This window comes from Paenibacillus taichungensis (assembly GCF_013359905.1).
Taxonomy (GTDB): domain Bacteria; phylum Bacillota; class Bacilli; order Paenibacillales; family Paenibacillaceae; genus Paenibacillus; species Paenibacillus taichungensis.
Genome location: NZ_JABMCC010000115.1, coordinates 651,737 through 675,517 on the forward strand (window position 1 = coordinate 651,737; position 23,781 = coordinate 675,517).

At 45.0% G+C, this 23,781-nt stretch carries 18 protein-coding genes and 1 riboswitch; of the genes, 9 read left to right on the forward strand and 9 right to left on the reverse strand.

The window, feature by feature from the left end; translation table 11 throughout:
- Positions 1 to 63: 63 nt before the first annotated feature.
- Both HP548_RS22080 and HP548_RS22085 read right to left on the reverse strand, forming a co-directional pair.
- The gene (locus tag HP548_RS22080) at positions 64 to 705 is read right to left on the reverse strand and encodes a DUF2306 domain-containing protein (RefSeq protein WP_175382860.1); all 642 of its coding nucleotides are present in this window, start codon (positions 703 to 705) and stop codon (positions 64 to 66) included.
- A 49-nt stretch (positions 706 to 754) separates the two neighbouring features.
- Complete coding sequence (locus HP548_RS22085) at positions 755 to 1,789, reverse strand: DJ-1/PfpI family protein (protein WP_175382861.1); 1,035 nt, start codon at positions 1,787 to 1,789, stop codon at positions 755 to 757.
- Between the two features lie 177 nt (positions 1,790 to 1,966).
- Between HP548_RS22085 and HP548_RS22090 the strand changes: the two genes are divergently transcribed.
- From HP548_RS22090 to HP548_RS22100, 3 genes are all read left to right on the forward strand, one after another.
- Positions 1,967 to 2,653, forward strand: coding sequence for a response regulator transcription factor (locus tag HP548_RS22090; RefSeq protein ID WP_076288593.1), 687 nt, complete (start codon positions 1,967 to 1,969; stop codon positions 2,651 to 2,653).
- A gap of 1 nt (position 2,654) precedes the next feature.
- Entirely contained in the window at positions 2,655 to 3,986 is a 1,332-nt protein-coding gene (locus HP548_RS22095; protein WP_175382862.1) for a sensor histidine kinase, read from the forward strand.
- Between the two features lie 203 nt (positions 3,987 to 4,189).
- Positions 4,190 to 5,191, forward strand: a complete 1,002-nt coding sequence (locus tag HP548_RS22100) for an NADP-dependent oxidoreductase (RefSeq protein WP_175382863.1) — start codon at positions 4,190 to 4,192, stop codon at positions 5,189 to 5,191.
- A gap of 73 nt (positions 5,192 to 5,264) precedes the next feature.
- Here the strand turns inward: HP548_RS22100 and HP548_RS22105 are convergent, their stop codons facing one another.
- On the reverse strand, positions 5,265 to 6,110 hold the full coding sequence (locus HP548_RS22105; protein WP_175382864.1) for an AraC family transcriptional regulator: 846 nt from the start codon (positions 6,108 to 6,110) through the stop codon (positions 5,265 to 5,267).
- Positions 6,111 to 6,431: 321 nt separating this feature from the next.
- Between HP548_RS22105 and helD the strand changes: the two genes are divergently transcribed.
- The 3 genes from helD (at position 6,432) to HP548_RS22120 (ending at position 13,649) form a co-directional block, all read left to right on the forward strand.
- Complete coding sequence (gene helD / locus HP548_RS22110; RefSeq protein WP_175382865.1) at positions 6,432 to 8,861, forward strand: RNA polymerase recycling motor HelD; 2,430 nt, start codon at positions 6,432 to 6,434, stop codon at positions 8,859 to 8,861.
- A gap of 264 nt (positions 8,862 to 9,125) precedes the next feature.
- Positions 9,126 to 11,975 carry a glycoside hydrolase family 2 TIM barrel-domain containing protein gene (locus tag HP548_RS22115; RefSeq protein ID WP_175382866.1) on the forward strand — a complete coding sequence of 950 codons (2,850 nt, stop codon included), beginning with the start codon at positions 9,126 to 9,128 and terminating at the stop codon, positions 11,973 to 11,975.
- A gap of 327 nt (positions 11,976 to 12,302) precedes the next feature.
- Positions 12,303 to 13,649 (forward strand): amino acid permease, encoded by a 1,347-nt coding sequence (locus tag HP548_RS22120; protein WP_175382867.1) that lies wholly within the window; start codon positions 12,303 to 12,305, stop codon positions 13,647 to 13,649.
- A 19-nt stretch (positions 13,650 to 13,668) separates the two neighbouring features.
- Here HP548_RS22120 and HP548_RS22125 read toward each other — a convergent pair whose 3' ends face one another.
- The 6 genes from HP548_RS22125 to HP548_RS22150 form a co-directional block, all read right to left on the reverse strand.
- A complete protein-coding gene (locus tag HP548_RS22125; protein ID WP_175382868.1) occupies positions 13,669 to 14,430 on the reverse strand; it encodes a YqcI/YcgG family protein in 762 nt (253 codons plus the stop codon).
- Between the two features lie 83 nt (positions 14,431 to 14,513).
- Positions 14,514 to 15,140 (reverse strand): LysE family transporter, encoded by a 627-nt coding sequence (locus HP548_RS22130; RefSeq protein WP_076288601.1) that lies wholly within the window; start codon positions 15,138 to 15,140, stop codon positions 14,514 to 14,516.
- 112 nt (positions 15,141 to 15,252) lie between these two features.
- Complete coding sequence (locus HP548_RS22135) at positions 15,253 to 15,876, reverse strand: DUF1989 domain-containing protein (protein WP_246318157.1); 624 nt, start codon at positions 15,874 to 15,876, stop codon at positions 15,253 to 15,255.
- Between the two features lie 112 nt (positions 15,877 to 15,988).
- Entirely contained in the window at positions 15,989 to 17,494 is a 1,506-nt protein-coding gene (locus HP548_RS22140) for an amidase (RefSeq protein WP_175382869.1), read from the reverse strand.
- Positions 17,495 to 17,630: 136 nt separating this feature from the next.
- The gene (locus HP548_RS22145; RefSeq protein WP_175382870.1) at positions 17,631 to 18,611 is read right to left on the reverse strand and encodes a DMT family transporter; all 981 of its coding nucleotides are present in this window, start codon (positions 18,609 to 18,611) and stop codon (positions 17,631 to 17,633) included.
- Between the two features lie 144 nt (positions 18,612 to 18,755).
- Positions 18,756 to 18,907, reverse strand: a riboswitch (FMN riboswitch).
- Positions 18,908 to 18,988: 81 nt separating this feature from the next.
- A complete protein-coding gene (locus HP548_RS22150) occupies positions 18,989 to 19,486 on the reverse strand; it encodes a DinB family protein (RefSeq protein ID WP_175382871.1) in 498 nt (165 codons plus the stop codon).
- 136 nt (positions 19,487 to 19,622) lie between these two features.
- Here HP548_RS22150 and HP548_RS22155 point away from each other — a divergent pair, with 136 nt between their 5' ends.
- The 3 genes from HP548_RS22155 to HP548_RS22165 all read left to right on the forward strand — a co-directional run bounded on the left by HP548_RS22155 (position 19,623) and on the right by HP548_RS22165 (position 23,739).
- Positions 19,623 to 20,171: a CGNR zinc finger domain-containing protein gene (locus tag HP548_RS22155; RefSeq protein WP_175382872.1), complete on the forward strand. Its 549-nt coding sequence runs from the start codon at positions 19,623 to 19,625 to the stop codon at positions 20,169 to 20,171.
- Between the two features lie 212 nt (positions 20,172 to 20,383).
- A complete protein-coding gene (locus HP548_RS22160; protein ID WP_175382873.1) occupies positions 20,384 to 21,760 on the forward strand; it encodes an amidohydrolase family protein in 1,377 nt (458 codons plus the stop codon).
- A 539-nt stretch (positions 21,761 to 22,299) separates the two neighbouring features.
- Entirely contained in the window at positions 22,300 to 23,739 is a 1,440-nt protein-coding gene (locus HP548_RS22165) for an amino acid permease (RefSeq protein ID WP_076288607.1), read from the forward strand.
- The last annotated feature ends 42 nt before the right edge of the window (positions 23,740 to 23,781 follow it).

Sequence of the window (23,781 nt, forward strand, 5' to 3'; positions counted from 1 at the left end):
TAACTAAGTAAAGCTACTATTCACGGCAGATGCAACCTAGAATGCAGAACAGCCTCCGAAAAATTATTCGGGGGCTGTTCTTGATTTGAAGTTCATTCTGATGATGAATTCTGGAATAACTAGCAGCAAAGCAATAGAGCCATAAATACTTACAGTGTAGCTTGTAACATAAGCCAACCCGAATCCCAGATGAAAAAGGGAAGTGATGAGGTGAATCAACATGTTCGTGAAGCAAAAGGCATAACTTCGAATCATCCAGTTCCGGTGTTGAACCATTCGTTTCTGTTTAATTTGAATGAGAGCGGTAATCGTAATGAATAGCCAGATGATATTAAGCGCATTGAAACCGATACTGCCTATTTTCCCTCCAGTAGCGTAAGGGGCCATATAACCGGAAGTCAGTACAACAAGCGCTACGGACACAATGTAAACATAACCATTTATACGGTGGAACCTGCGGCTCTTTTCAAAAATCCGATTAGAGAAGTTGAGTAATCCAGACTCCATGGCCAAACATGCAAACGCAACATGAACGTACATGACATTCAGCCAGATCGGAAGATGAAGCTCACGCTTCGAACCGGTCTTATGGCTTAAAAAGCTTGAAGCTTCAGGGTCTATCCAATAGTTCTTCACTAGAGCATACACAATAAAGAAAATACTGACGCAGGCCAGCCATCCGTATAACGTTCCTCGTTTCTTCATATCAAACTACAACCCCCGAAACTCTTTTTTGTGCACATAGCTAACCAGGCTAGTTTATTCGTTTTCCTGTTAATTTGGAAGCAGGAAGAAGGCCAGCCTTAGCGATTCCATTCATTTTATCTCCATCCACGGCAACTTCGAATTTCAGATTCAAACGCATAGGTTTAGTAATTGACAGGCTCCAGGTCAACTTGTTGTCGCAGAGTACAGGGTTCATAAATGGGATTGTTTCGTTACCTTGTGTTGCTGTGCCCTGGATCACATCAGAAATTGTCTTTATGTAGAGTTTGACCTCCAGTTTACCGACAGGTGTAGCGATTGTTGTGTCCCAATTCCCATCAAAGACGGTTGTCTGAGTGTTCTCATTAAGCAGTATGCCAGAGGTCACTACCGTTTGATTCATCACAATGTTCGGTTCGTTGTCCGTCAACGACTTGTGAGTGGTGGGCGCAATGCCCTTTGCTCTCCAAACGGTTCCTCTACGCTCATACTCAAACAACTGCTCTATCTCGTGTGCGATACGTGGCCCCAGTTCACGTTCGACCAGATACAACGCAACATCAAGCCCGGAGGTCACACCGCCGCCAGTAACCAGATTACCATCATCCACTACGCGTGCCGGGACAGAAATTGCCCCAGTCGCACCAAGTAAATCCATACCCAAACGATGTGTTACAGCAGATCTTCCTTCCAGGAGTCCTCCCATAGCTAACAAGAGGGAACCACCGCAGACTGTAGCGACTAAGATGTCTTTGTGGTCGAGAGCTGTCTTGATCATTGTAGTCAATTCCGTATTCATGGCTTTACCAAGAAGGGCAGGAATCGAGTCTGGACCATCTCCTTCAACATTACCGGCTGCACCAGGCACAAGTATGATACCCCCACGTTCCGGGTCAAGAGTGTTGTTCGCTTCAATTGTCAAACCATTCATACCACTAGTCACTGGTCTTGGACCTTCAGCCGTGACCATCTCTACTCTTACGGCGTTGTCGGTATGCATGGAAGCGGCGCAAAATACTTCGTAAGGTGCAACGGCATCCAATAGGTCGAAGCCATCAAATAACACGATTTGAACAGTTAACATTTCATCCATCCCCTTATCTTTAAGTCGTCCGTACTCACAGTTAGAATCGTAACAAACGAATATCTCAAAGGAAGTCCTAAAAATGTCACAAAACGATAAACAAATCATCACAGAATATAGTCTCGACTTGGTAAAGGAAGAAAAAATGATAAACTAGATGGCAGAGGTGGGATAAGCATGAGTATGTATCATACGATACTTGTTGTAGATGATGATCAGAGCATCGTCGAGCTATTAAGGGACTTTCTAGAGAATGACCAATTTCACGTAAAGACTGCTTGTGATACGGAACAAGCTTGGGCCATACTGCAACAGCATTCCATAGATTGCATTGTACTGGACATTATGATGCCGGGACAAAACGGATTTGAGCTATGCCGTAGAATTCGAGGGGACAGCAATGTTCCAATCCTTTTCTTGAGTGCTCGCAGTGATGATGTGGACAAGATCCGTGGCCTTACGCTCGGAGGAGATGATTATATCGTCAAAACGGCTTCGCCTGGGGAAATTGTTGCCAGAGTGAAAGCCGTGTTACGGCGCACTACTTCCAGGCAACCCATGGAAAGGAAGATCTTGGATTATGGACGCATCCAGTTAAATCTGACTGCAAGAGAAGTCCTGGTCGAAGGGGGAAAAGTCGAGCTTACACCTAAAGAATATGAGTTGTTGCGATTATTTGCGGAGCACCCGAGGCAGGTTTTCTCCTATGAACAACTGCTTGCAAAGTTTTGGGAAGGTGTAGGCGACAGGCATACCATTCGGGTACATCTTAGCCGGCTTCGCGAAAAAATTGAATCCGATCCAAACCATCCACAATTCCTCATCAACGTGTGGGGAGTAGGATACCGTTTTGAGGGAGTGTAACATGAGAAAACTCCGTATTCGTACATTTACTATGCTTTGTTTATTCTTCTTGCTTACATTGCCTTGGATCTTTTTTGTCACGGCTCACTTTATGGACACTCAGTCGTTTAGCATCTCTACAAGCCAACAGCAAAATGATACGCTGCAAAGACATCTCACTGAGATGATCCACATGATTGAAGTTGGTACGGATAAATGGACGTATACCGGTTGGCAAAACGAACTTCATACTGAGTTGAGCAAAGCAAAGATGGATGTGGAGATTGAATCTGCGTCCAATTCGGAAATATATCGTTCCAGCCCGAAGCGTCACAGTCGATTCTCGTCGACCGAACAGTTCTCTGTCATAAAGGATGGGGAATTGCTGGGGAGGGTTGTTCTTTATCTGCCTAAATCCAACGGAGTTCCAATGATTGCTGCATTTTTCGGACTGCTGCTTTCTTTCTTTGTGGTTGGAGTTGAAATGAGAAGATTCCTTCTTAAACCTCTTGAGAAAATGAGCAAGGCGGCCAGACAAATTGCAGCAGGACATTGGGAAGTCCAATTACCTAAATCCAGAATCACGGAAATTGCCGAAGTCCGTGATGGATTCGAAGTTATGGTGAAGGGGCTTGAACAATCCCACCGTAAACAAGTGGAGCTTGAGGAAGAACGCAGATTTGTCACCGCAGCCGTTGCACATGATTTACGCACACCGTTGTTTGCCTTGCGGGGGTATTTGGATGGATTGGAACAAGGAATAGCTCAGTCACCGGAGAAGGTCACCCGATATATTGCCGTATGCAAAGAGAAATCCGCTCAATTGGATCGATTGGTTGAGGACCTCTTCACTTTTACAAAAATGGAGTACTTGGAAAGTGAACTTAACACAAGAACGCTAGATTTAACACAGATCCTCCGAAGGTCGATAGAGAGTGTGAGTCCACAAGCTGAGCAGAAACATATTTCTATCTTAAACCAATTAACTGACGGTTGTTTTATTAACGGAGATTCGTATGTATTGGAGCGTGCGATGAACAATATATTGGAGAATGCCGTTAGATATACGCCATCAGGTGGCGCAATAACAGTCCGATGCTGTAAAGACGGCAAGAAAATCAGGTTTACAATCCGTGATACTGGACCTGGTTTCTCTTTCGAAGAATTAGAGCGAGTTTTTGAACCTCTGTATCGTGGGGAAACGTCTCGAAGTCGTGCAACTGGAGGCAGTGGATTAGGATTAACGATCTCACAACGAATGATGAAGCAACATGGAGGCGAACTTATGGTAAGTAACCACCCTGACGGTGGAGCAGTTCTGACAGGATGTTTACCGCTAACTGACCCGAATTAAAAAGATTTGAGCGGTCCTTGTCTCCTAAGATTAGGGTATGTTATTTAACGCATATTATGATGGATTTTGACTTTAGACTGGAAGAGAGGTAAGCCTTATCCCAGCTTCCAGTCTGGATATCACGATATTATGCTTGATTTGTTAACGTGTTAGATATAATATGTTCATATGTTTAAACTCTTAAACGTAATGGAGTGATTTAAATGCAAGCCATGGTAATTGAGAAATACGGGAAGAATGTTCCCTTGATACAGAAAGAAATGCCTATTCCTCAAATCGGAGATCATGATGTATTGGTGGAAATCCATGCAGCAAGCTTAAATCCGATTGATTTTAAAATAAAAGAGGGCAAGGTAAAGCTCCTGCTGAATTACAAGATGCCATTGATCCTTGGCAATGATTTTTCCGGTGTTGTGGTCAAGGTGGGTAAACAGGTAAACGCTTATAAACCTGGAGATGAGGTATATGGAAGACCGCGTAAAGACAGAATTGGAACTTTGGCTGAATACATTGCTGTCCATGAAGAAGACATCGCGCTGAAGCCCCAAAACTTAAACTTTGAAGAAGCAGCATCCATACCACTGGTCGGTCTTACGACATATCAAGCCTTTTACGAAATTTTGAACCTTCAGAAAGGCCAAAAAATTTTGATTCACGCAGGATCAGGAGGGGTTGGCACGTTCGCCATCCAGTTGGCCAAATTAATGGGAGCTTATGTTGCTACTACTGCCAGCGATAGAGGTTACGCATTGGTCCAATCCCTTGGTGCCGATCGTATTATCAATTATCGTAAAGAAAATTTTGAAGAAATACTGTCGGGATATGATGCGGTGTATGACACGATAGGAGGCGAGGTGCTGGAAAAATCCTTCCAAGTACTTAAGCCGAATGGGAAAATAGTATCTATTTCCGGTTTGCCGAACGCGAGATTCGGGCGAGAAGCCAACTTAGGCTGGTTAAAGACCACACTGCTATCGATTGTGAGCCATAGGATTACAACTCTTGAGAAGAAAAACCAAGCAAAATATCATTTTCTGTTTATGAAACCAAGCGGGTTGCAATTAGAGCAAATAAAGGGTTACTTGGAGGAAGGTCTCATTAAACCAGTGATTGATAAGGTTTATAATTTCAAGGATGTCGGGCAAGCATTTCAGTATCTTGAAGGTGGAAGTGCCAAGGGAAAGGTCATCGTTAAAATGAAGTGAAGTGTTCAATGGAGATGTATACCGTTCTTGTCCGAATGGAGGGCAAGAACGGATACTATAATTCTCATTCTCTTTATTTTATCGGTATCCAGATTTGTGGCGGCTTGTGAGGTCCTGAATATACTTCAAGTTCAGGTATACCCGCATGCTCGTAAGGGTTGGAAGGAAACCATTCAGAAATAATCTGCTTCCATAAACGCTGCATACTTTCTGGCATCGGACCTTCAACTTCAAAGACACTCCATTTAGAAGCTGGAATTGTGAAGGATGATAATCCTTCAGGCACTTCACCATCATAAGCCGTAGCAATCCAATATTCCATCTGCTTCTCCTGGATTTCGTTCTGATCCACACAGACACCTAACAATCCTTGAATTACACCATTATTCAATTCAAATAAACGATCTTCTGTACCACTCGTATACGCATCCTGCCACATTTTGGCTATGCCTCGCAAGTTTTCCCCATCGATATAAGAGAAAGCCTGCTTTATCCCTACTAATGTAAACGCAGCTTGTTCAACAATTCTGTGATTCATCGGTTCTGCTCCTTTTAGACTTAATTGAATAACCAAACGATTATACGATTTGATAGAAGTAATGTTCTTACGCGCTTCACTGGGGGCAATTCCGTGCTGTCTACGAAAAGCTTTGGAGAAAGATTCAGGAGTGTCATAACCATACTTGAGCGCCAGATCAATGATTTTCTGATCACTCTGTATCAGTTCATTGGCTGCCAATGTTAACCGTCTTCGTCTGATATATTCGGCTACCGTAACATCAGTTAATAAGGCAAACGTACGTTGAAAATGAAAGGGAGAAATATGAGCTTGAGCTGCAATTTGCTCCATAGTCATATTTTCGAGTAAATGTTCTTCCATATATGCAATAGCTGCCTGTAATGATTCGATCCAGTTCATACGGTTAACCACTCCTTGATTCCTATAATAGATGAAGACTGATTCAAGAACCTGTCATTATGTGCTTTCATTTGTCCGGTTAGGGAAAGAGGGAGAGGAAACCCAATACACACGAAAAAAGATAACCCCTGATGAATTCAAAGGCCATCTTTTTTCGAAAAAAAGAATTGAACGAAAAATAACGCTATGATATAATCGTTAGCGCCATTGACAAACAAAATGAAAGTATGTACTTATTTTTATCCCTACTTTAATTTTACATCTGGAATTTTGATTTGTCAATGCTCTTTTTCATCCCAAAAATAGGAGTGGTTCGGAGAGATGCAAACACAAGATTGGCAGCTGGAACAGGAACGTCTAGAGTCTGTAAGAAGCAAACTGCAGGCCAGAATCACAGAATTGGAGCCAGAGGTTGCCGGAATGCGTGACCAGGCTTCGGAAATTCGCAAGCGCTTTTGGGAAGAGGTGACGATCAATACCAGCACCCACGAAGATTTCGAAGAGACTTTCTATACCATTAACCAGCAGTCCGCGGTATTGGCCGAGCGGGAACGGGGTCACATGCGGTTGGCACAGCAATGGAATAACATGAAGCGTTTGCTCCCGTCCCCTTATTTTGGCCGCATCGACTTTCAGGAGAAAGGTCTGGCCCTCCCCGATCAGATCTATATCGGCGTATCTTCTTTTGTCGACGAAGACGGATTGAGCTTTCTGATCTATGATTGGCGTACACCGATCGCGAGCATGTACTACGACTCTTCCCCTGGCGTAGCGTCCTATGTGACACCGATCGGGCGAATCGATGGCACAATGGAGCTGAAACGGCAATTTCAGATCCATAACGGAGAAATCCGCAATATGTTTGATGCAAACGAAACGATTGGAGACCAATTGTTGCAGCAAGTGCTCGGCAAAGGTGCAGATTCACAAATGAAAAGTATCGTGGCAACCATCCAGAAGGAACAAAACGCCATTATCCGTAATGACACAAGCCGAATGCTAATCGTACAAGGAGCAGCTGGTAGCGGTAAAACTTCCGCAGCTTTACAGCGGGTGGCGTACTTATTATACAAACACCGCCAGACGATTAGTGCTGATCAGATCGTCCTTTTCTCACCGAATCCGATGTTTGGCAGTTATATTTCCACTGTCCTTCCGGAGCTCGGCGAAGATAATATGCAGCAGACTACTTTTCAACAATTTCTCGACTATTGGCTCGGCTCTTCGTTGCGTCCGGAGGATGTCTTTGATCAGATTGAATATGTACTAACCTCGCATGGAGCTCCGGGCTATGAGGCGCGGCTTCAGGGGATTGAATATAAAGCCTCCGATGCTTTTCTGCAAGCCTTGCAGAACTACGGAAACTGGCTGGGGCAGGAAGGCATGCGATTCAACAGCATTCGGTTTCGAAATCGTGATTTGATTACTGCGGAGCAAATGAGAGCCAAATTTTACGGCTATGATCGTTCCCTGCCCTTGCTAAATCGCGTTGTACTCTTACAGGAATGGCTGCTGAAAGAGTTGGCTTCGCTGGAACGCAAAGAACGTGAAGAATCGTGGGTACAAGAAGAATTGAATTATCTGGACAATGATCAGTATGCGGATATCTTCGAAGTGTTGCATAAAGATAAGGAAGTATTTGATATCGCGGAACAGTACGCCAAAGTTCGCGAGAAAATAGGCAACAAGCGTCGGGAAGATGAAGGCGATTTTGATTTCGCGCAGAAGGAAGAGGAGCTGCTCGGCCGTAAGATCGTGAAAGAACGTTTTAACCCACTAAGAAAAGGTATCAAGAAATTCTCGTTTGTTGATATCAAAGGTATATATGGCGATTTGTTTGTTGACGAAGCCGCTTATCGGGAGAAAACGAATGCTACGTTTATCCCCACGCTATGGCCTGAGATATGCAGTCAAACCAAGGAAAGCCTGCTCCAGAACGCGTTGTTCCATGAGGATGCGACTCCCTATTTGTATGTAAAAGAAATGATTGAAGGTGTTCGGACAAACACGGAAATTAAATATGTCTTTGTTGATGAAGGTCAGGATTATTCAACATTTCAATATGAATATCTCAAAAAGCTGTTTCCCCGAGCTCGTATGACCGTGCTCGGCGATTTCGGGCAAGCGATCTTCACACAGGCTACTAATTTAGCCGCAGCTGATTCACCACTAGTCCGTCTCTACGGTGAAGCCGAAACAAGTCTTTTCTCCCTAGTACGCAGTTATCGCTCTACGAAGGAGATCGTTGAATTTACAAGAGCGATGCTTCTAGACGGAGATGAAATTGTAGCCTTTGAAAGAAAAGGCCTAAAGCCCCTGCTGACGAGAAGCAACGACAGAGAGAAGCTGGATGCACAAATGGTGGCAGATATCGCGTCGCTAAGAGCCGAGGGCTTTGATTCCATAGCTATTATTACGAAGACCGCCGCCGAAAGCCATAAGGCCTATGAATCGTTACAGATTCAAGGAGGCGAAGCGTTGCAGCTCGTTACGAAGGAAACGTTCAACTTCGAAAAAGGTATAATGGTCATCCCTGTGTACCTTGCCAAAGGTGTTGAGTTTGATGCAGTCTTGGTCTATGATGCTTCGTCTGGAGCTTATGGTCGCGACAATGAACGCAAACTGCTTTATACGGCGTGTACGCGCGCTATGCATCGGCTTCATCTGTACATGACGGGCGATTGGTCACCTTTCATACAGGCCTTTCCAGTAGATTTGTATGAGGAATCAGAGGCTTATACAACGGAGTAAACATGCTCGCATTGTCTGATATCTAGCAGCGTATGAGAATTGAACTACTTAAATAAGTAGCACTAGTCGCCTTTTAGGCGACTTTTTTTTGAATTTCTAAGTCATTATAGAGATGAACTTGTCAGCGATAACCTTTGAATTATTTCCATATTGTTATACTCAGCATAAATTTTATTATATGGGTGGACTAAGCTTACAGTTATATAATAGAAATACGTAACCAGAAGAATAGATTGCATACATAAAGTAAAGAGGAGCTAAGACATGTTAACCAAAATGAACTTGCAGGGAAGCTGGGAGCTTCAACTGGATGAACATAAACAAGGCGTACAAGGTCCATTTAACGATACCATAACGCTGCCGAACACGACTTCTCATGCGCGCAAAGGAAGAAAGAATGATGAGTCTCAGATCGGGTCTTTGGCTGATGAATATTCATATGAAGGATGGGTGTGGCTGAAAAGGGAGATTGATATACCTTCAACGCTTGCTGGCAAGAAATGCAGTTTGTATCTGGAACGCACGCGCATAACCAAGTTATGGGTCGATGGTGAAGAAGTTGGAGCGCAGGATAGTCTTAACACCCCCCATGTGTATATCTTGCCGGAAGGGCTATCAGAGGGAGAACACACCCTCACTATCCGGGTCGATAATACGGACTATCCGACGAAAGGCGGGCATCTTACATCCGTTGATACTCAGACCAACTGGAACGGAATTACCGGGAAGCTGGAGCTTCATTTTTACCACGACGTGCACTTGGGTGAGGTACAGATCTATCCCAATGCTACAGAGCGAACATTCAGAATCACAAGTACATTGTCCAAATCGATACCAGGTACTGTATTGTCCGTTACTGCGCAAACCTTCAAGCCACTCTTAAAAGAGACTTATGGATATGTGGCATCAGACAGAGATCATGTGGTGAATGAGCAAACCTATCCATGTAGCCAGGACGAAGTTAATGTGCTCTACAAGATGGGAGACGACGCATTGCTCTGGAGTGATTCTGACCCACATCTGTATGTGCTGACCCTTACTCTGATGGGTGAACATGGCGATGTGCTGGATACAACTGAAATCATAACAGGACTGCGAGATTTTGAAGCGAATGGAGATGCTTTTACCATCAACGGTCGAAAGACCTTTCTTCGTGGAAAACATGATGGTCTAATCTTCCCGCTTACAGGTTACGCGCCAACCGATGTGGATGAATGGCTGCGAATCCTGAGCATTTCCAAATCATATGGTATAAATCATTATCGTTTCCATACCTGTTGTCCGCCTGAAGCAGCGTTCACCGCTGCAGATATGCTTGGCATCTATATGGAGCCTGAATTGCCATTCTGGGGAACAATCACGGATGAACTTGACCCACAGCACAATCAGGCTGAACAGGACTATCTCATTCGAGAAGGCTTTGCCATGCTCAAGGCGTATGGGAATCATCCTTCTTTTGTAATGATGTCACTCGGTAATGAACTTTGGGGCAGTAAAGAAAGACTGAATGCCATTATCAAAGCGTATAGAGCATTTGATCCACGCCCTCTGTACACCCAGGGTTCAAACAATTTTCAGTTCACTCCGCTGATTCTAGAGGAAGAAGATTTTTACTGTGGCGTACGTTTTTCCAAAGATAGACTTTTCCGCGGCTCTTATGCCATGTGTGATGCACCGTTGGGTCATGTTCAAACCGACGTGCCTGGTACTCTGAAGGACTACGACGACATGATTTTGCCCGTTGGAACAGTTTCAGAGAATGAGAGAATTCAAGCAGAAGAATCTGAAATTCAAATTCAATATGGCACGGAAGCCAAGACTGTGAAAGCCGCTTCTGTTGAACAACAACTCATTCCACATCTACCCGTCATTTCCCATGAGATTGGACAATATGCCATGTATCCCAATTATGAAGAGATCGAGAAGTATACCGGATCGCTGAAGGCAAAAAACTTCGAGGTGTTTCGGGAACGATTGCAATCCAAAGGAATGGGACATCTGGCTGAACCCTTTTTCAAAAGCTCTGGCAAACTTGCAGTAGCCTGCTATAAGGAGGAGCTTGAGGCGGCATTTCGATCCAATCATCTGGCAGGATTTCAATTGCTCGATCTTCAGGACTTTAGTGGACAGGGGACAGCACTGGTAGGTATTTTGGATGCCTTCATGGATTCGAAAGGGCTGGTTATTCCCGAGGAGTGGAGAACGTATTGCTCCGATGCAGTGCTTCTGGCCCGATTCGAGAAATTTAACTACAATTCGGGTGAAGATTTCAATGCCCACATTCAATTAAGGTACTACCGAACAGATTCATTGAGGGGTTATAATGTGGAGTGGGAAATGCGTGATTCGGATCAGCGGATTGCACAAGGAAAAGACGAGATTTCCTTTGTCTCTGGAGAAACTTGGTTTGAGATTAGCCAAATTAAGTTCAAGCTGCCTGATGTGAAAAAGATGACGCCGATCACTCTATCCCTGCACATTCCAGGTACCGATATTCGGAAACAATATGACCTATGGATATACCCTGATCATGATGTGACAGCTATTGAACATGACTATATTTATAAGGAATTGTCCAATGAAGTCATTAATTTACTGGAAAAAGGCGAGAGTGTGCTGTTACTCCCAACACTCGAGGATAACGATAATTCAGTTGAAGGCACATATTGTACCGATTTCTGGTGTTATCCGATGTTCCGATCCATTTCGGAAAGCATGAACAAGCAAGTTCCCATCGGCACACTTGGACTTCTAATTAATAACGCACACCCAGCATTGAAGCACTTCCCAAGTGAGGTGTATTCCACTTATCCTTGGTGGCATATCGTTATGAATTCACGGTCTATTATTTTGGATAAGGTCGCAGAAAATGTTCAGCCTTTCGTTCAAACCATCGATAATTTTGAACGTAATCATAAGCTGGGGCTGCTGTTTGAATGCCAGGTTGGAAAAGGTAAGCTGCTTGTTGGGGCACTAAATTATGATAAATTGATTAATCAGACAGAAGGGCGCCAGTTACTTTACAGCCTTGCACAATATGTAAAAAGTGAGGACTTCCAACCGGAAGCCAAGATAGAGCTGGATGAGCTTCAACAGTTGTTAGGCAAGAAATAGAACCTGAATAGCAGGTTCTTAGTGACAAAAACATCCACCGATCAGATCCGCCATACTAAACGAGAGTTTGTTCTCAGAAACTAACAAGAAACCCTTCAAACTGTTTTTTTTACAGTTCGAAGGGTTTTCATTAATTATAGACGCTTAAAAGTGTCACTACTGTTTTACTCCCAAAAGCATCGACGTAATCAACAGTAACATAGTTAGTTAACAAGAAAATTATTATGTAAACTTAGTAAAAAGTCAGTTTTATTTCTTTTTACCTTAATGACATAAAACCTCCATCATATGTAAACCGTAATGGGGTACGCATGAAGGAGGATACATATGAAAAGCCATGTGCATCAAAAAGAAGAAGAGAAACTGAGCTGGATTAGTCTTTCCTTATTTGGAGCAGGATGTACGCTAGGGACCGGATTTTTCCTCGGAACAAGTCTGGCTATTCATTGGTCCGGTTTATCCGTGCTTGTACTTTTGGTGCTGGCTGCTGCGGGGACCTATTTTGTATTTGGAGCATTGGCTCAGATGACGGCAGAAGATCCGAAAGAAGGGGCTTTTCGAACATATGCCGGGGAAGCGTTCGGCCCATGGGCCGGTTTCGGAAGCGGATGGATGTATTGGTCTTCCGAAATGCTGATCATGGGCAGTTCATTAACGGCGCTCGGATTATTCTCTCAATTTTGGTTTCCTAAGTTTCCATTGTGGGTGTTTGTGGCAGTATACGCATGCATTGGATTGTTCATCGCCGCATTGGGAGCCAAAGGGTTAACTCAAACAGAAAATGTGCTCGCCGTAATCAAGTTAGCTGCAACGGTTGCTTTTATCGCGATTGCAGCTGCGGCTTGTCTTGGCTGGTTAGATGTGAAGATTACACCGCAGAAAATAACGAATGAATGGTTCCCTCACAAAATAAAAGGCGTGTGGACTGGGTTTATTTATGCCTTTTTTGCCTTTGCCGGGATTGAGGTCATGGGTTTAATGGCAGCCAAGCTGAAAGAACCTAAGGACGCTGTGAAGTCAGGCAGAGTGATGTTGTTAACCGTCAGTACGCTGTATGTTGTGGCGATTGCCTTGATCCTGCTACTGGTCCCCGCTGCTAAGTTAACACCAGACGAGAGTCCTCTCGTCAAAGCAATGTCATCGATTGGATTTACGGTTGTGGTTCATATTCTCAATGGGATTTTAATAATCGCTGGATTCTCCACGATGGTCGCTTCAATCTATGCGATTACGTCCATGTTGGTTAAACTGGGTGAGGACGGAGATGCACCGAAGATGTTTACGAAGACTTGGGGGAAAAAGAACATGCCCCTATATGCATTAGGATGCACCGCGGCTGGATTAATCCTTTCTACTCTCCTGGCATTATGGATGCCTAAGAGCCTATTCGAATATGTAACAACCGCAGGTAGCTTGGTATTAATGTATACCTGGCTTCTGATTTGCATCACGTATATCAAGAAAATGAAGCCAACAAGTTGGAATCGCATCAAAGTATGGATCGCCATGGTCCTTATACTTGCAGCAGTAGCTGGCACGGTTATGGAAAAAGCCAGCAGAAGAGGTCTGCTGGCAAGTATAGGTCTTGTTGTATTGATAGCCTTGATTACTTACATTGTAAACAAAGTACGAAAACCGCAATCTTCGCCATCTACTGAGCCATCAAAGCCCTGAATGGGTGGACTGGTATCAGCTATTTCGTCAATTTGCTAATGGCTTGCTTCATGCGCAAAAAAGGACATTTGGAAGGGGTCTGCTCGTCATCGGGCAGGAAATATTGTTTCCATTCCAGATTATCCTGCTCCCCATACCACATGAGCGAAGGATGAGCCGGAACGGCATCATAGGCTGCCAAACGCTTACGAATCAAGGTTTTCATTTTCCGGCCAAGAGGTGTGTTGTCATTAATGGATTCAAACACCCATCTTGGTTGAAAAGCAAACATAAGATAAGGGAAGTGCCTACTGGCTCTAAGCTCGTGCGCGGGAGTGGCACAGAAACAAAAGTAAGGCTCCCCGCCAAAGCAAAATTCCCATGTGGCTTCATGCGGATCAGTCGAAATATGTTCAGGCCAGGAGGCAGTATCGAGTGAACTTACCCGGTTAAGCATCTCCCAGAACAAGGACTGATACTGCTCCACCGTTGTGTTGTTTCTCAAATCATCCGGTGTCTCGCAAATGACAACCAAAGAAGCGTAATGTCCCGTATCCCGGGAAACGGGTCCATATTGACTAAGTAATTCCGCCATGTCTTCAGCAGAAGCTTGTGTACGCGGATCCCTGGTGAATCCGTATCTCAAATGTCCTGAGAGAAAACCCATCCTTCCGGGAACACAAGGATACGTATTACCCTCATCTGCAATCATATTGGAAAATTTTGAATAAGCGTCCTGCTGCCATTCGGGCAGACCTTTGAATGATGCATTTATTTCATCGGCACTGTACAGCTCTGCCATGGATTCCCCAACTCCATTCCACATGATACCGTTAACGTATTAATGCGGATGGCGTTGGGTGACTGTCCAGTGTAGTTTTTATGTCAGAAAAAGATAGATCGTACAGCTTCAAAACCGAAGTACAGGCCAAATCCGATCAGACAGATCCCTGAGATAATGGAGATCCAGCGCAAAACGGTTTCGTTGCTGCGTTTATGAAATCGACTAGCCATGCCAGCCATGATGACATCCCAGACAAGGATGCCTATGAAAATACCAGAACTGTATATTAGTAGATGAGCGGTGTCAGTATGCTTCACGGTTGTAGCAAGAATAGAGCCGTAAATACCGAGCCAAAATAAAATATTCAGCGGATTGGACAGGGCCATGAGAAAGCCAGAAACAAAAGATTTCCCAACCCTCGCTTCTGCTGTAGAAGAGGCCTGAATGCCATCTTTTAACTTAGATAGTGTTTCCACACCGGTATACACCAGAATAAAGCTGCCAAATGACCAAAGAAACGAGCGCATGAACGGCGTGTCCAGAAAATGAGCAACTCCAAAGTAGATCAGAAGCATGTACACCAAATCGGCAAACATGGCTCCCAGTCCCAGAATCCAGGCATGCATAAATCCGTGGCGGGCTCCGCGATCCAACTGAGCGGCATTAATCGGACCAATTGGAGCTGATAGTGAGATTCCCAGAATAATATAACTAAACAGTACAGACATATACGCGTTCACTCCTTAACGGGTTCGACGAATTGTACCGGTAAGTCACACACATATGGGTACAAGTCATCGTATTCCCGTCTGGAGCAAATTAGAACAAGCTGTGCGTCGCTTAATCTAATAAGGACTCTACATCCAGCTGAATAGCTGTACAATGATATCCGTTGCATGAGCTTTCTTCACATGGGCAGGCGGATAAACCGACAACCAGATCGGTCAATGCCTCCATCTCCACATAATCACCAGCACGCGAATCAGGAGCTACGACATCAATCTTGCCCAGATCATCTACAACCGATTTCATAAACAGATTAAATGGATAATGCTGATCCGGTGGCAAAATCCCGAACGGTTCAAGAGCCTGATTTAGGTTATGATAGCAGCTGGCATGATCTTTTTTGTCATATAATACTTCATACATCTCCGGACGACAGGCGGAGTTGAAGAAATCATGAACACCAACCGTGTCACGAAGGATCTTAAGCAATGGTTGATATTGATTGGAATACACGGATTGTCCTGGTTTGATCCGGTAGGAGCGCAAAACGTCCATCGTTACACCTGGATCTAGTCGATTATTGGCATTTTGAGCATCATATGCAACAAAATCAACGACCTGCTGCCCCTCCAAATCGGTCACCCGAATTAATGAACCTTTATTTACCTTAACGGCATAACCCGTTTTGGCCGGGATACGAACAGACTGCTTATGGCGTTCCGTTGTATTCATATTCATTCGTCACATTCCTCCGCTGTTTTTGCTTTCAGTATGCGGAGCTGACATGGCTTTCATGCACTTTGGCAAACATACGGCTCACATTGAAAATGATGTAGGTTGTATTCAGTTTTTATACTGGAAACAGTGGATTACCCTTCATGCCGACCCATAGTTCGGATGTTTCCAGCTGACCAGCCAGATGAAGCAACCAGTCTTCACGGCCTTTCGTTGCCATAATCTGTACACCCATCGGCAGGCCTTCAGGAGTCAGATGCACAGGAACACTCATGGCTGGTTGACCCGTCAGATTCGCGAGCTGAGTGAACGGAGTGTAGGTAAGACTTGGCTCAAACATCTCATAAATCAGCTGCTGCTGCTGGATCTTGTCCAAATCGCTAATACGCATCAGCTGCTGAATCTGTTCATCATGAGGTGTCAATTCGCCGATTTTGGGTGCTGGAAAAGCATTTACAGGTGTGACATAAAAATCATAGCGTTCAAACAATGTGGACATCTGAGCTGCGGCAACATCCCATTCGGCCAGACTATGTACGAATTCGGCAGCGGATACTTTTTTGCCGGCTTCAGCCAGCACCCAGGACTCGATCTCCATATCAGCAGAGGTTAATGCTCTGCCCATAGAACGTTCCATCGAAGAGATCATCGCCGCCATTTCGCCGCTGTTCATCATGTAATAGTTCTCCATCAATTTGACTCCATTAACCGGACTCAGCTTTTCTTCAACCTCATGACCTTGTTCTTCCAGCCAGCGGACGAGCTTGTATACAGATTCTTTGGCTTCCGCGCTGACAGGTGTCCCCACAGGCGAATCCGTAGTATACGCAATTTTCAGTTTGCGTTGATGAGGATAGTTCATATCAGCCAAGTAGCTGCCCGGAAAGAGGGGAGCATGGAACGCAGCTTCGGGTTGAATCACTTGCAATGTATCGAGCAAAGCAGCGCTGTCGCGAACTGAACGGGATAATGCAAAATCAATCGAAGCACCCTGCCACTGACGGCCAACACCCGGTCCAACAGGTGTCCGCCCACGTGTAGGCTTGAGTCCGAACAGGCCGCTGAATGAAGCAGGGATTCGGATGGAACCGCCACCGTCACTGGCTCCCGCAAGGGGTACAATACCCGAGGCTACTGCGGCAGCGGCGCCTCCACTTGAACCGCCTGGCGAGTGATTCGTATTCCATGGATTTCGACTTGGTCCGTGAAGACGGGGCTCGGTAATATTTTTCAGGCCAAATTCCGGTGTATTAGTATGTCCAATGATAATGAAGCCTGCATCGCGCAGACGGGAAACGAAATTAGAATTCCGCTGCGCGCGATGCTCACTGAGAAGACGAGAACCCGAGGTGAGAATTTCACCTTCCAGGGATTGAGAGATATCTTTCAATAACAAGGGCACGCCGGCAAAGGGCTGCTCTCCCGGACGAACCATACTCGCTTCCTGACGTGCACGTGTTTCATATGTACGAATGACTGCGTTAAGCTGCGGGTTCACTTCTTCGAGGCGTGCATACGCCGCTTCCAGCAATTCGACAGGGGATATCTCCCGTGCGCGAACCAATTCAGCCAAACCTATGGCATCGTAAGATGTATATGAAAATGATGAAGATGAAGACATGACGATCGTTCCTCTCTAAATTGACTTAATCTACTATTCCATAAGTCATCGTACCACCGGAATAGCGAAAAGACAAAAGGCACTGAACATCTCAAAGGATGTCCAGTGCCTTAATTGATTTGCTTTTATATAAAATTCAATTCGTACGAAGCTTTGGTGCACCGTCAGCCGGAGTCGCTGATCGTTCTTGCTGTTTGGAGATGGCGAATAGGGCAATCCAGATGAGGATGAAGCCCACCAGTTGCTCCCATGTAATTAATGTACGGAATGCAATCCAGTTTACCAGTACACCGGCCATCGGGAAGCTCAGTTCTGCAAGCGTTGCGACTGAGGCCTTGGTGGAAGAGAGCCCTTTGTAATATAAGAGAAGACTCAGTAAGCCTGGCAGTAAAGCCTGGCCCAGAATATTAAGTGCTACAGCCGCCTGTTCACCTGTAGCGGAAGGGAATGTCCAGGCAGCACCTTCGTTCCACGTCATAAAGATCAGCAGCGGTAAGGCTACGACAAAGCGCAGAGAGGTGACCGTTTCATAACGGGTTTGCCCCAGCATCAGCCGCCCCATAACCGTTGAACCACCCCACAATGCAGCTGCACCCAGTGATAACAGGCTGCCTGCATGAACCCAATTGTCCCAGTTGCCAAGGGGAAGGGTAAATCCGAAAGTGAGCAGGTATGTTCCTGCAAATGCAATGATAAACAGTCCACCGAAGCGGCGAGGCAATGTTTCTTTCAGCAGCAGCTTAGCCAGAACAATCGCAAATAGCGGCTGCATCTTTTGCAGTAACAAGACGGTGTTGGGATCGTTATGCGTAAGTGCCAGAGTGAACAATACCGTGGCGAGAGCAGATCCTCCCCAGGAGATAAATATCACGGCTATCCAGTGGCGTGCACGTAGGTTTTTCAGATCGGCCCGGAACTTCCACAAGACGGGAATTGCCACAAGGCTGACAATAATATGTTCCACCAGTACAATTTGAGTGGAGGTCATTGTTTTGAGCAAAATAATACGGAACAGTGGATCTACACCCCAAAGGGCGGCGCCGAGCACGACGAGCCAGAATCCGGTATTACTTCGTTCCTTGTGGTAAACTGTTGATGCAGATTGGGTCTTTTCCATATTCAGGACTCCTTCGTCAGAACACGGAATCTTCAGTTGGCAAAATCGACAAAAGCCCCCGTTTTGGTATACACCAAATAAACGGGGGCTCAATCATTAACATGTCGTACGAAAATAAGCCTTTCCGTAACGGCATGTCAATGTGTTGATCTTCTCTCATCCGGACTGTACCGTCGGCCTTGGAGTCACACCAAGTCAGTCGCTGAATCCCTACATCGGGTCAAACAGCGAGTCGCGGGCTGGTTCCGAAGAACATCACCGCCGGTTGGGAATTGCACCCTACCCCGAAGATCCTATTCAATTATATTGTGTTGAACAAGCTGTAACATTAATAAGTCCATCTTATTCCTGTAAGCGCTAGCAGTTCAAGTGTTTTTTTAGAATATGATATTCCAGCTTCCCTGTTGTCTGCGTAATAATACAATCTGCCCTGCATGATACGCATCGTGAAGTACCCAGCGAGCTAGTTCATGTGCCCATTTTTCATCCGTATCCATGTACGGAGCTTCAAGATCGGATTCTTCTAATGAAGAGAGCTGATCACGAAGCTGTCCGGCTAATTGTGTTGTGTTTTGCATAAGTGCACTCCAGCCAGTGGTATCGGAAGGGTCGCCGGGATCTCCAAAGGTGGATTCATTGTTTTCGGCAGGTGTACCGGAGGGTGTTTTGCCCTGAATACGACTCAACAAGCGATGATTATAGTAATACATATGGTTAACCAACTGCCAGATGCTTAATCCACCGGATGATGGAACCCAGGCTGCCTGTTCAGTAGTCAGTCCTTCGAGTGCCTTGGATAAAGGCACAATCCAGTTACATTGATCCCAGGTATCATCTTTCTGAATGAGCAATAGTTCTGTTGCTGTTGTAGTCATTGATTTTTCCTCCCTAAAATGAATTCATGGTAACTAGCTAAAGTGCTTAAATGTGGTTACAATTAATATAACCCAAACACGAATGATTGTAACTATCTTTTTGATTTTAGATGGTTACAATTTAGCGGAGGTACGTATGGATAGACTATGGACTGATTTTGTAAACAGTGATTACCATGACTGGCGTGGTGGAAATCGCTCAGAGGACAGGCTTGGCAAAGCCGAATGGCAGCAGGCATTCCTCAAACAATGGCAACTGAATGCAACTGTACCTGCTTCTTCTGAAGAAGAGGGGGTTTTGAGAAACTTCAGAAATGAATTGCAGGCTATTGCAACTGGTTTATCTGACGGAAATGCATTATCAAACAAAGACCAGGAATGGCTTAACGGCATAATGGAGGAAGGTCAAGTCATAAGAAGACTGAACGCTGGAGATGAGGGACTGAATCTTTCACTTATTCCTGTAGGAACTCAATGGCAGCAGGTCATGGCAGAGGTCGCAGCCGATTTTGCCATCACTGTAGTTGAAGGGGATGGGGGAAGAATTCGTATCTGTGACAATACGGATTGCCGTTGGATTTTCTATGACGATACACGTAGTAGAACCCAGAAATATTGTGATGACAAGATGTGTGGTAATCTGATGAAGGTTAGAAGGTTTCGGGCAAAACTGAAGAAGGATTAGCAGCAAGAGTAGGGTATATGCAAGGAAAGTGTGATTTATTGTACTTTGCAACAGACAGGAAATATTCAATAAGATTTGTATAAAACCAAAATTGAATCTTAGCATCCACTTCTATATAATGGTTATATACTTAAAATATTTCAGCTAGTCATTTCATCAGAGATTAACATCCAGGATTCAAGCGTATATCCAACAAAAAATAATGATTGGAGATGTGTCTTGTGGGGACAAGTTATCTACTGAAAAATGGTTGTGTATTGTCTATGGATTCGTCGATGGGTCAGTATAAACGGGCGGACGTTCTCATTGAGGATTCTCTTATTACTGCTATCCAGCCCGATCTGAGTTGTATTGAAGCGGAAGTGATAGATGCATCGGAGATGATCATTCTCCCTGGACTTGTTGATACGCACCGGCATGTATGGGAGTCACTTGTAAAAACAGCGGGAACCAACTGGTCACTGCCGGTCTATCTGCAGAATCTCTACTATGGAGCGATGGGAAGTAAACTCCGGCCACAAGACAGCTATATCGCCAATTTGCTGGGTTCTTTGGAAGCGCTTAATGCAGGAGTGACCACGGTGCTTGACTGGAGTATGCCTTATTCCCCGGAGCACACGGATGAACTGATTCGCGGACTTCAGGATGCGGGTATTCGGTCGGTTTTCGCTTATGGTGTACCAGGTGAGACGCCCTACTGGAACAGAGAAAGCAAGCTGACGTATTCGAATGATGTGAGAAGAGTTAAGGAACAGTATTTTTCTTCACGGGATCAGCTGCTCACGTTCGGTCTTGCTATTCGAGGTCCGGAGTTTAGCCATTGGGATACCACGGTGAAGGAAATTCAGCTTGCCCAAGAGCTGGATGCGATATGTTCAATGCATGTTGGCTTTGGAAGCTGGGGGTCTGTAGATCGTTCGATAAGTAAAATGTATGAGGCTGGTTTACTGAGCCCAGGTCTGAACGTCGTACACGGAAATACAATGGATACGGATGAATATAAAATGTTGGCCGATAGCGGCGCATCACTGTCCGTCACACCGGAAGTAGAGATGATGATGGGGCACGGGTATCCGGCAACGGGCTACTTCCTTGAAAATGGTGGAACCCCAACGCTCGGAGTCGATGTTGTAACATCAACAGGTGGGGATATGTTCTCCCAGATGAAATTTGCGCTTCAAGCTGAACGTTCCCGTGAAAATGAACAACTTTTGCTCCAGGGTGAAATGCCTGGTGAGCTTAATCTGCAATCCAGTCAAGTGCTGAGATTTGCAACTTCTGCTGGGGCAAAGGCTCTGGGACTTGAGCGGAAGGTTGGCACACTTACGCCAGGTAAAGAAGCCGATCTGATTATGATCCGAACCACCGACCTTAACTTGTTCCCGGTGCATGATCCGGTTGGAGCCGTCGTTCAATTTGCCAACCCATCCAATGTGGATACTGTGTTTGTAGCAGGTCGTCCGGTGAAGCGCGGAGGCAAGCTGCTGCATGTCGATCTGAACGAGGTTCGTCGGAAGGCTCTGGACAGCAAGGAATATCTGCTATCTCAATATCGGATGTCGGATGCAGAGCGAATTGTATTTTCATAAGTTAGACAATCCATGTGAGTGAAAGTTGATTCTCTTCTGGAATGAAAAGAGAGAGTTTTCATCTGGATTATACATTTAATAGCATTACAAGTGAGGGGCCGCATAAGGGTATGCGGCTCTTTAGCGTACCTGATTATCGTGCAAGATGACAGGTGGAGCAAGGAATAAACCACAAAAAGAGGCGAAAAGGTACTGTATTGGCATGGTTGCAAGTAACAACGAGTTTATAATGTTTTGTTGAAGAAAAAAGCTGTTAAAAAACTGCGCATAATATAAATTATACGCAGTTTTGTTTTAAAACGATTTTCATATTCACCCCTGCCCAACAGATCATGATAATTTTCGTCTGGAATGGACAGAATATACCATCATCCCAAAATAAATTTAACAAAGCAACGCGACAAAGTGTAGAAATCGATAGATTTTTGTAGTTGGTCAGTAAGATAGAACAAAGGGATTTTTCATAGAACAGATGAACCAAACAAATATTTGAAGTATAGAGACACAATCATCATTTTCAATACGAGAGGAAACTGTGTATGAACCAAAACCAGAATCGATCTTCCCTGTTTAGAAAAAAGCCGATTGCCACCGGAGATAACGAAAGCAATATGTTGAAAAGGGTACTTGGCCCATTGGATCTGATGACTCTTGGGGTAGGTGCGATTATCGGTACGGGTATCTTTGTACTCACAGGCGTTGCTGCCGCAAAATATGCAGGTCCCGGTTTGGTACTGTCTTTTCTGCTGGCAGGTATTATCTGCGCCTTCGCTGCTTTGTGTTACTCGGAGTTTGCATCCAGTGTGCCTGCTTCAGGAAGTGCGTATACATATAGCTATACCGCTTTTGGCGAAGTCATTGCCTGGATTCTAGGATGGGATCTTATTCTGGAGTATGGATTTGCGAGTGCCGCTGTTGCTAGCGGTTGGTCTGGATATTTTCAAACGTTATTGTCCGGATTCGGGTTGCAATTACCCCATGCGCTCACCAGTGCATTTAGTCCTGAAAAGGGAACCTATTTTGATATCACCGCAGCAGCGATCACGTTAATTATTACGTTCCTGCTCACCCGTGGGGTGAAAGAGGCTGCTCGTGCCAACGGAATTATGGTAGCGATTAAAATTATCGTAGTTCTGATCTTCATCGGTGTGGGTGTGTTCTATGTGCAGCCGGATAACTGGCAACCATTCCTTCCATTTGGTATCTCCGGGGTAACCGCAGGGGCGGCAACGGTATTTTTTGCTTACATTGGGTTCGATGCTGTCTCTACGGCTGCGGAAGAAGTGAAACGTCCTCAACGGGACTTGCCAATCGGTATCATTGCATCTCTTGCGATCTGTACCGTGCTTTACATCGTTGTATCCTTGATCCTGACAGGGATTGTACCTTATCACATGCTGAATGTGAGTGATCCAGTTGCCTTTGCCTTTGAATTTGTGCAGTTGAAAGGATTGTCCTGGATTGTTTCGCTTGGAGCGATTACAGGGATTACCACTGTATTACTTGTTATGATGTATGGTCAGACACGTTTGCTTTATTCCATGTCACGGGACGGACTGTTGTCTCCGGTTTTCTCCAAAGTCAGTGGCAAAAGCCAAACACCTGCTACCGGCACTTGGGTTGCTGGGATCATCGTCGCTTTATTCTCGGGATTCATCTCACTTGGCCATCTGGCAGAGTTGACCAACATCGGAACACTGTTCGCTTTCGCGGTTGTGAGTCTGGGGATTATCGTATTGCGGAAAAACAACCCGGAACTGAAAAGGGGATTCCGCGTGCCTTTGGTTCCGCTGATTCCTATTCTAAGTGCTGTTGGCTGTATGTATCTCATGACACGTCTTGCGGCTCTGACTTGGATTACGTTCTTCGGTTGGTTGATTATTGGTTTAATCATCTACTTTGCCTACGGTCGTCATCACAGTCATTTGAATCCGGCACGGCGTATATCGGACTCGTTCAAAACAACAAATGGGAAATAGCTGTCATAGCTGATTCATACATTGTAGAGATATCGTGAAAGA